At 39.0% G+C, this 9,380-nt stretch carries 5 protein-coding genes; all 5 read left to right on the plus strand.

The window, feature by feature from the left end:
* Nucleotides 1–26 precede the first annotated feature (26 nt).
* A complete protein-coding gene (locus HMPREF9189_RS03005) occupies nt 27–4,703 on the plus strand; it encodes an antigen I/II family LPXTG-anchored adhesin (RefSeq protein ID WP_000791196.1) in 4,677 nt (1,558 codons plus the stop codon).
* A 132-nt stretch (nt 4,704–4,835) separates the two neighbouring features.
* Nucleotides 4,836–5,363, plus strand: a complete 528-nt coding sequence (locus tag HMPREF9189_RS03010; protein WP_000119889.1) for an aromatic acid exporter family protein — start codon at nt 4,836–4,838, stop codon at nt 5,361–5,363.
* A 76-nt stretch (nt 5,364–5,439) separates the two neighbouring features.
* On the plus strand, nt 5,440–5,796 hold the full coding sequence (gene glnR, locus HMPREF9189_RS03015) for a transcriptional repressor GlnR (protein WP_000664336.1): 357 nt from the start codon (nt 5,440–5,442) through the stop codon (nt 5,794–5,796).
* Between the two features lie 36 nt (nt 5,797–5,832).
* The gene (gene glnA, locus HMPREF9189_RS03020) at nt 5,833–7,179 is read left to right on the plus strand and encodes a type I glutamate--ammonia ligase (protein WP_001122895.1); all 1,347 of its coding nucleotides are present in this window, start codon (nt 5,833–5,835) and stop codon (nt 7,177–7,179) included.
* Between the two features lie 590 nt (nt 7,180–7,769).
* Nucleotides 7,770–9,380: isopeptide-forming domain-containing fimbrial protein (locus HMPREF9189_RS03025; protein ID WP_000597490.1), on the plus strand; the 1,611-nt coding region annotated here is incomplete at its 3' end.

The following is a 9,380-nucleotide window of genomic DNA, read 5'->3' on the forward strand; positions in this document are numbered from 1 at the left end:
AAATTTAGATAAGGAAATGGCTTATAATGAAAAATAAAAAAGAAGTCTATGGATTTCGTAAAAGCAAAGTTGCGAAAACTTTGTGTGGTGCTGTTTTAGGAACTGCTTTGATTGCTTTTGCAGATCAGGCAGTTTTTGCTGATGAAGTCACAGAGACGAAGAGCACAAGTACAGTTGAGGTGGCTACTACAGGAAACCCAGCCACAAATCTACCTGAAGCTCAGGGTGAAATGAGCCAAGTTGCTAAAGAGAGCCAAGCTAAGGCTGGTTCTAAAGACTCAGCTTTGCCAGTAGAAGTATCATCAGCTGATTTGGATAAAACAGTTGCCGATGCAAAATCTGCAGGAGTTAAGGTAGTTCAAGATGAAACAAAAGACAAAGGAACAGCCACAACTGCTACAGAGAATGCTCAAAAACAAGATGAGATCAAAAGCGACTATGCTAAACGGGCTAAAGAAATAAAGACAACAACTGAAGCATATAAAAAAGAAGTCGCAGCTCATCAGGCAGAAACAGATAAAATCAATGCTGAAAACAAAGCAGCGGATGACAAGTATCAAAAAGATCTAAAAAATCATCAAGAAGAAGTTGAAAAAATCAACACTGCCAATGCAACAGCTAAAGCAGAATATGAGGCTAAGCTAGCACAATATCAAAAAGATTTAGCAACTGTCAAAAAAGCAAATGAAGATAGCCAACAGGATTATCAAAATAAACTTTCAGCTTACCAGACAGAATTAGCTCGAGTACAAAAGGCAAATGCTGATGCTAAAGAAGCTTATGAAAAAGCAGTAAAGGAAAATACTGCTAAAAATGCTTATGAAAAAGCAGTAAAGGAAAATACTGCTAAAAATGCTGCACTCCAAGCTGAAAATGAAGCGATTAAGCAACGTAATGAAACTGCCAAAGCAAACTATGACGCAGCGATGAAGCAGTATGAAGCAGATCTTGCAGCTATTAAGAAAGCCAACGAAGATAATGATGCTGATTATCAGGCTAAATTAGCAACTTACCAGACAGAATTAGCTCGAGTACAAAAAGCTAATGCTGATGCTAAGGCAGCCTATGAAAAGGCCGTTGAAGACAACACAGCTAAAAACACAGCAATTCAAGCTGAAAATGAAGCCATTAAGCAACGTAATGAGACAGCTAAAGCGACTTATGAAGCAGCATTGAAGCAATATGAAGCAGATTTGGCAGTAGTAAAGAAAGCCAACGAAGACAGTGAAGCTGACTACCAAGCTAAGCTAGCCAAATACCAGACAGAACTAGCTCGCGTTCAAAAAGCGAATGCCGATGCAAAAGCAGCTTATGAGAAGGCAGTTGAAGACAACAAGGCAAAAAATGCTGCGCTTAAAGCTGAAAACGAAGAAATCAAGCAACGTAATGCCACGGCTAAAACAGATTATGAAGCTAAATTAGCAAAATATGAAGCAGATCTTGCCAAGTATAGGAAAGAGTTGGCAGAGTATCCGGCTAAATTAAAGGCGTATGAAGATGAGCAGGCCAAAATTAAGGCGGCCCTTGTAGAACTTGAAAAAAACAAGGATCAGGACGGGTACTTGTCTAAGCCATCTGCTCAGAGCTTGGTTTATGATTTAGAATCGAAAGCTCAACTGGACCTTAAAACAGAAGGAAAACTTCTTACAGCAGCAGCAGTTGATGAAGCCTTTAAGAAAGACACAGTAAAATATGGCAAGAAAAATCTTCAGTTAGACAATCTCAATGTCAAGAACTTGGAGAACGGTGCGACTACTTCTTCAGTGGAATTGTATGGTAATATTGGAGACAAATCTGACTGGACCACCAATGTAGGGAATAAAACTGAAGTTAAATGGGGCTCAGTTCTTCTAGAACGTGGACAAAGCGTAACTGCAACTTATACCAACCTTCAAAATTCCTACTACAATGGTAAAAAGATTTCGAAGATTGTTTACAAATATACTGTAGATCCATCTTCAAAATTCCAAAATCCTAGTGGGAAAGTTTGGTTGGGAATCTTTAGTGATCCAACTTTGGGAGTCTTTGCTTCTGCTTACACTGGTGATGTTGAAAAAGGGACTTCAATTTTCATTAAAAATGAATTTACCTTCTATGATGAAAATGACCAACCAATTAATTTCGACAATGCCCTTCTTTCAGTAGCATCTCTAAATAGAGAAAATAATTCTATTGAGATGGCCAAGGATTACACTGGTAACTTTATTAAAATTTCTGGTTCCTCTGTTGGAGAAAAAGACGGAAAGATTTATGCTACTGAAACCTTGAACTTTAAACAAGGCCAAGGTGGATCTCGTTGGACCATGTATAAAAATAGTCAACCTGGTTCAGGTTGGGATTCATCAGATGCTCCAAACTCTTGGTATGGTGCAGGAGCAATTAGCATGTCTGGTTCAACTAACCGTGTTACTGTCGGTGCCATTTCAGCTACTTTAGTAGTTCCTTCTGATCCAGTTATGGCGGTTGATACAGGTAAAAGACCAAACATCTGGTACTCACTCAATGGTAAGATTCGTGCCGTTAACGTTCCGAAAATTACAAAAGAAAAACCAACTCCACCGGTAGCACCAACTGCACCACAAGCTCCTACTTATGAGACAGAGAAACCATTGGATCCTGCTCCAGTAGCACCAAGCTATGAAAATGAGCCAACACCACCGGTAAAAACTCCAGATCAACCGGAACCATCAAAACCGGAAGAGCCAACATATGAGACGGAGAAACCATTGGAACCAGCTCCAGTAGCGCCAAGCTATGAAAATGAGCCAACACCACCGGTAAAAACTCCAGATCAACCAGAGCCATCAAAACCAGAAGAGCCAACATATGAGACAGAGAAACCATTGGAACCAGCTCCAGTAGCACCAAGCTATGAAAATGAGCCAACTCCACCAGTTAAGACTCCAGATCAACCAGAGCCATCAAAACCAGAAGAGCCAAATTATGATCCATTGCCAACTCCGCCTGTAGCACCAACTCCTAAGCAGTTGCCGACACCACCAGCGGTGCCAACAGTTCACTTCCATTACAATCGTCTATTTGCACAACCTCAGATTAATAAAGAAATTAAGAATGAAGATGGAGTAGATATCGATCGTACTCTAGTTGCTAAGCAGTCTGTAGTGAAGTTTGAGCTGAAAACGGAAGCTTTAACTGCAGGGCGTCCAAAAACAACTTCGTTTGTATTGGTAGATCCACTTCCAACTGGCTATCAGTTTGATTTAGAAGCGACCAAGGCTGCAAGCAAAGGTTTTGAAACAAGCTATGACAAAGCTAGTCACACTGTAACCTTTAAGGCGACTGATGAGACATTGGCAACATACAATGCTGATTTAACTAAACCTGTTGAAACTCTTTATCCAACGGTTGTTGGTCGTGTCTTGAATGATGGGGCAACTTATACAAATAACTTTACATTGACAGTTAACGATGCCTACGGTGTTAAGTCAAATATTGTTCGTGTAACGACTCCAGGTAAACCAAATGATCCTGACAATCCAAACAACAACTACATCAAGCCTTTGAAAGTTAACAAGAACAAGCAAGGTGTGAATATTGATGGCAAAGAAGTTCTAGCTGGTTCAACCAACTACTATGAACTCACATGGGATTTGGACCAATACAAGGGAGATAAATCTTCTAAAGAAGCAATTCAAAATGGTTTCTACTATGTGGATGATTATCCAGAAGAAGCCTTAACCCTTCAACCAGAATTGGTTAAGATTCGTGATCTAGAGGGCAATCTTGTATCAGGTATCAGTGTTCAACAATTTGATAGTTTAGAAGCTGCGCCTAAGAAGGTTCAAGAGCTGTTGAAGAAAGCAAACATCACTGTTAAAGGTGCTTTCCAACTCTTCTCAGCTGATAATCCAGCCGAATTCTACAAGAACTATGTGGCAGCAGGAAAATCATTGCTAATCACAGATCCGATGACAGTTAAACCTGAATTTGGTCAAACGGGTGGTAAGTATGAAAACAAAGCCTACCAAATTGATTTTGGAAATGGCTATGCTACAGAAGTAGTTGTCAACAACGTACCGAAAATCACACCGAAAAAAGATGTGACAATCAGTATGGATCCAAGCAGTGACAATATAGATGGCCAAACAATTCCGTTGAACCAATACTTCAATTATCGTTTAATCGGAGGTTTGATTCCACAAAATCATTCTGAGGACTTGAATGACTATAGTTTTGTAGATGATTATGACCAAAAAGGTGATCAATACACTGGAAACTATAAAGTTCTTGCTAAGGTTGATATCCGATTGAAAGACGGTCGTGTTATTAAGGCAGGAACAGACTTAACAGCTGAAACACAGGTTGAACATGATCAAGATAAGGGAATGATTACAATTCGCTTCAAGGAAGAATTCCTTCAAGAGATTCAGTTGGATTCTCCATTCCAGGCTGAGACTTATATTCAAATGAAACGAATTGCTGTTGGAACCTTTGAAAATACCTATGTAAATACTGTGAACAAAGTCGCTTACGCTTCAAATACAGTTCGCACGACAACACCAGAACCTAAGAAACCAGAGGAGCCAACAACCCCTAATTCTAATCCAAATCCAAAAGGAAACCCTACTCTACCTCAAACAGGTACAAATGATTCAAGCTACATGCCGTATCTTGGTTTAGCAGCTTTAGTAGGAGTTTTAGGACTTGGTCAGTTGAAACGAAAAGAAGACGAAAGCAACTAATTTCTGGAAGTTAAATAGAAAAGAGGAACTCTGCTTCCTCTTTTTTATAGCCTAAATTAAAAACGTTTCCTATTGATTTTGGCTCATAAAATCAACTAATTTATGTTAAAATGGTAGTAGAAAGTTGAGATTATGAGTTATTTTAAAAAATATAAATTTGATAAGTCACAGTTCAAACTTGGTATGCGGACTTTTAAAACGGGAATTGCCGTTTTTTTAGTTCTTTTGATTTTTGACTTTTTTGGCTGGAAAGGTCTTCAAATCGGCGCTCTGACAGCGGTTTTTAGTCTGAGGGAGAGTTTTGATAAGAGTGTTCATTTTGGGACTTCACGTATTCTAGGAAATAGTATCGGTGGTTTCTACGCCCTTATCTTTTTTCTCTTAAATACCTTATTTCACGGAGCCTTTTGGGTGACCTTGGTGGTTGTTCCAATCTGCACTATGTTAACCATTATGACAAATGTGGCCATGAATAATAAATCGGGGGTTATTGGTGGTGTAGCAGCTATGTTAATCATTACCCTCTCAATACCGAGCGGTGAAACAATTTTGTACGTGTTTGCGCGTGTATCGGAAACTTTCATGGGAGTTTTTGTCGCAATTCTCGTAAATTATGATATTGATCGTATTCATCTCTTTTTAGAGAAAAAAGAAAAATAATGTTACATTTTATAACATTATCGATTGACGTATGTATTTTTTTAGACTATAATAGACAGAAAGAAGGAAATTGTAAATGAAGGAAAGAGAATTTCGCCGAAATATGGCTGTTTTTCCTATCGGTAGTGTGATGAAGTTGACCGATCTATCAGCGCGTCAGATTCGTTATTATGAAGATCAAGAGTTGATTAAACCTGATCGAAACGAAGGAAACCGTCGCATGTATTCGTTGAATGACATGGATCGTTTGCTTGAGATCAAAGATTATATCTCTGAAGGCTACAATATCGCTGCCATTAAGAAAAAATATGCTGAACGTGAGGCGAAGTCCAAGAAAGTGGTGAGTCAGACGGAGGTGCGTCGCGCACTTCATAATGAACTCCTCCAACAAGGTCGCTTTGCTTCAGTACGGTCACCTTTTGGTCGCGGTTAGGCAACCGCAAGTAGTCATATATTAAGGAGAAAAACCATGCCAATCACAGCTGCAGATATTCGTCGTGAAGTCAAGGAAAAAAATGTTACCTTTATTCGTCTCATGTTCTCAGATATTTTGGGAACGATGAAAAACGTCGAAATTCCTGCTACAGATGAACAGTTAGATAAAGTCTTGTCAAACAAGGCTATGTTTGATGGATCTTCTATTGAAGGTTTTGTACGTATCAATGAGTCAGATATGTACTTGTACCCAGACTTGGATACATGGACAGTCTTCCCTTGGGGAGATGAAAACGGAAGTGTTGCAGGTTTGATCTGTGATGTCTATACAACAGAAGGTAAACCATTTGCAGGTGACCCTCGTGGCAATTTGAAACGTGCTCTTCGCCATATGGAAGAAGTAGGATTCAAATCCTTCAACCTTGGACCAGAGCCAGAATTCTTCCTATTTAAGCTAGATGAAAATGGGGATCCGACTCTTGAGGTAAATGACAAAGGTGGCTACTTTGATTTGGCGCCTACTGACCTTGCAGACAATACGCGTCGTGAGATTGTGAATGTCTTGACCAAAATGGGATTTGAAGTAGAAGCAAGTCACCACGAGGTTGCGGTTGGACAACATGAAATTGATTTCAAGTATGATGAAGTGCTTCGCGCTTGTGATAAGATTCAAATCTTTAAACTCGTTGTTAAAACGATTGCTCGTAAACACGGTTTGTACGCAACCTTTATGGCGAAACCAAAATTTGGTATTGCTGGATCAGGTATGCACTGTAATATGTCCTTGTTTGATGCAGAAGGAAACAATGCCTTCTTTGATCCAAATGATCCAAAAGGAATGCAGTTGTCTGAAACGGCCTATCATTTCCTTGGTGGTTTGATCAAGCATGCCTACAACTATACTGCCATCATGAACCCAACTGTTAACTCCTACAAACGTTTGGTTCCTGGTTATGAAGCGCCAGTTTATATTGCATGGGCTGGACGTAATCGTTCACCGCTTGTGCGCGTACCTGCTTCACGTGGTATGGGAACTCGCCTTGAATTGCGCTCGGTAGACCCAATGGCAAACCCATACATCGCGATGGCAGTTCTTCTGGAAGTTGGTTTGCACGGTATTGAAAACAAAATCGAAGCACCAGCTCCGATCGAAGAAAACATCTACATCATGACAGCTGATGAACGTAAGGAAGCTGGAATCACAGACCTTCCATCAACGCTTCATAACGCTTTGAAAGCTTTGACTGAGGACGAAGTAGTCAAGGCTGCCCTAGGTGAGCACATCTATACGAGCTTCCTTGAAGCCAAACGTATCGAGTGGGCTAGCTATGCAACCTTTGTGTCGCAATGGGAAGTTGATAATTATCTAGATTTGTATTAAATAGTAGAAAAGAGGTTGTCCGAATGGGCAATCTTTTTTCGTTTGCAAAGTTATAAATGTATTTTGATACAGATTTTAGTATAGAAAATATAGGTAATTCATATTTTTTATCTAGCTTACAATTATGCATCAGAATGGGAATATTCTGACAAATATCAGAAAGCGATATCAAGTTTATGTTTAGATTTTCTTTATAACGATGGTATTTAATGGCGATTTTCTACTTTGTCTCACATCTATTGTAACACTACAAAAAAAGTAAATATTTTTTATATCTGCTTTTAATTGACCTTTTTTTGTTTAAGAAAAATTTAATGAAGTGCTTGCCCAAAATGCTTGATTAATGATATAATTGAGTGTGGGTTACTAGTCTCTCTGAGAGCTATAACTCTTGTCTTTAACTTTTACTTTGAGTGCTAAACTAAAAAGCATTTATTGACAAGCTCTTTTGATAAGAATTGGTAGGTTAGCTGGGAAAACTACTAATTTGGGTACTAATAACGGAGTTCTTACCATATGGAGAATGGCAATAAATTTCTTTTTATGTGTAATCATAAAAAGTAAAAAGAAATTTAATAAGGAGAAAAAGAATGATAAAGTCGAAAAACAGGCTTAAAAAGACAATCGTTGGAATGATAACCTTTGTTTTAGCGTTTTTCTTACTGCCGTTTCAAGGCCTTTTTGCGGCACCGCAAGAAATAAAGGATGACACAGATCTTTCTGCACTAAGTCTTTACCAGTTTCAGTTAACTACGGATAACATGAGTGTTGTATCTAAGTCATCTGCCGTGCAGCAATACCATATGGATGCTCCAGGTTTTGGAGATCTACAACATAAATATCCTGGTTATCCAATGGAAAATTTCACCCTCAAGGTAGATAAAACCAAAAAGGAAGATCAAACCTTTGATAAACCTTTGTCTTTGAAATTTACCAATGCTGGAACAGTCAATGGTAAGCAAGTAGATGCTTATTTAACGATTAATAAAGTTACTCTTCATTATATCAACAACTCAGAAGCTCCGGCTCAAATGGCTGATGTTAATAAGAAAACAGTTAACTTTTTCAACGTTTCTAATTTATGGGGAGCAAACCAATTTGAAATTGGGAATATCGCATATGTTGATGAGGCACATGACGATGTCATGAAAAATACCTTTACGGTTGATGCAGATATAACAGCAGAACTTAAGTATTCAGATGGTTCAGAACCTGACATGAAATTGGTGATGAAACCAACTGATATTGATGCAAATGGTCTATGGAATACCAAGGAAGCTTTCTATGTTACCAATTACAACACTAGCGTTGACAAGCGAGTGATGAACAACCGCAATAATTTGGAAGCGGTTCAAGAAGGTGATAAAACTGTTTGGAATGCAGGCCCAGGTGGTGGTACAAGTGGTGCGGAGGCCGAAAATAATATTTCCGGTTTAGCCCTACGCTCAGTTAACAACACCATGAACTTTGGTTACCGTTCAGCGAACTATGCCTCTGCAACTTTCTCTCTTTACATGGAACAAGTACAGTTTGCCCCAGAAAAGGAGGTAGATCCAGCTCAAATCCCAGCACAAGCAGGAGAGGCAGTTACTTATAAAACTCTTTTCAAGATTCCAAAACCAGGTAAAGAAATCATTGCAGCTTTATCAAGCCTTGATTTCGTTGATACCTTTGATGATCGTTTAGATTTCAAAGATCTTACAGTTGATGCAGATGGTGTTGTGTTGGCAAAGGATACAGACTATACTGTTGAGAAGTCAGGTCAAAAAGTAACTGTCAAGATGGCTGCTGCCTACTTGAACAAAGATAAGGCCGGAACACCTATTCGTATTACTTATAATACAGTAACAAATAATAAGGTTGGTGACAAAGCTTCAGGACCTATCGAAAACATTGTAGCTATGCAACCCGATAACCTTTATTTCGCATCAAACAAGGTAACAACGACCTTACTTTACAACAAGATTCATGAATTTGAGAGCGGTACACCTGGTAAGACCCTTCCACAAGAAGTTACAAACTTGTTACCAGCTAAAGTATCAGGTCTTGCAAATGGAACGACTGTAAATCCTACTCAACCAACAACTACCAAAGTATCTGTTCCAGAAGGTAACTGGGTATTCAAAGGTTACGACAAGGATTCAGAAGTTGTTGAAAATGGAGATGTGAAATTCATCGGTAAATGGGAATTCACTCCAGCG

The organism is Streptococcus sp. oral taxon 071 str. 73H25AP (assembly GCF_000146755.1).
Classification (GTDB): Bacteria; Bacillota; Bacilli; order Lactobacillales; family Streptococcaceae; genus Streptococcus; species Streptococcus oralis_T.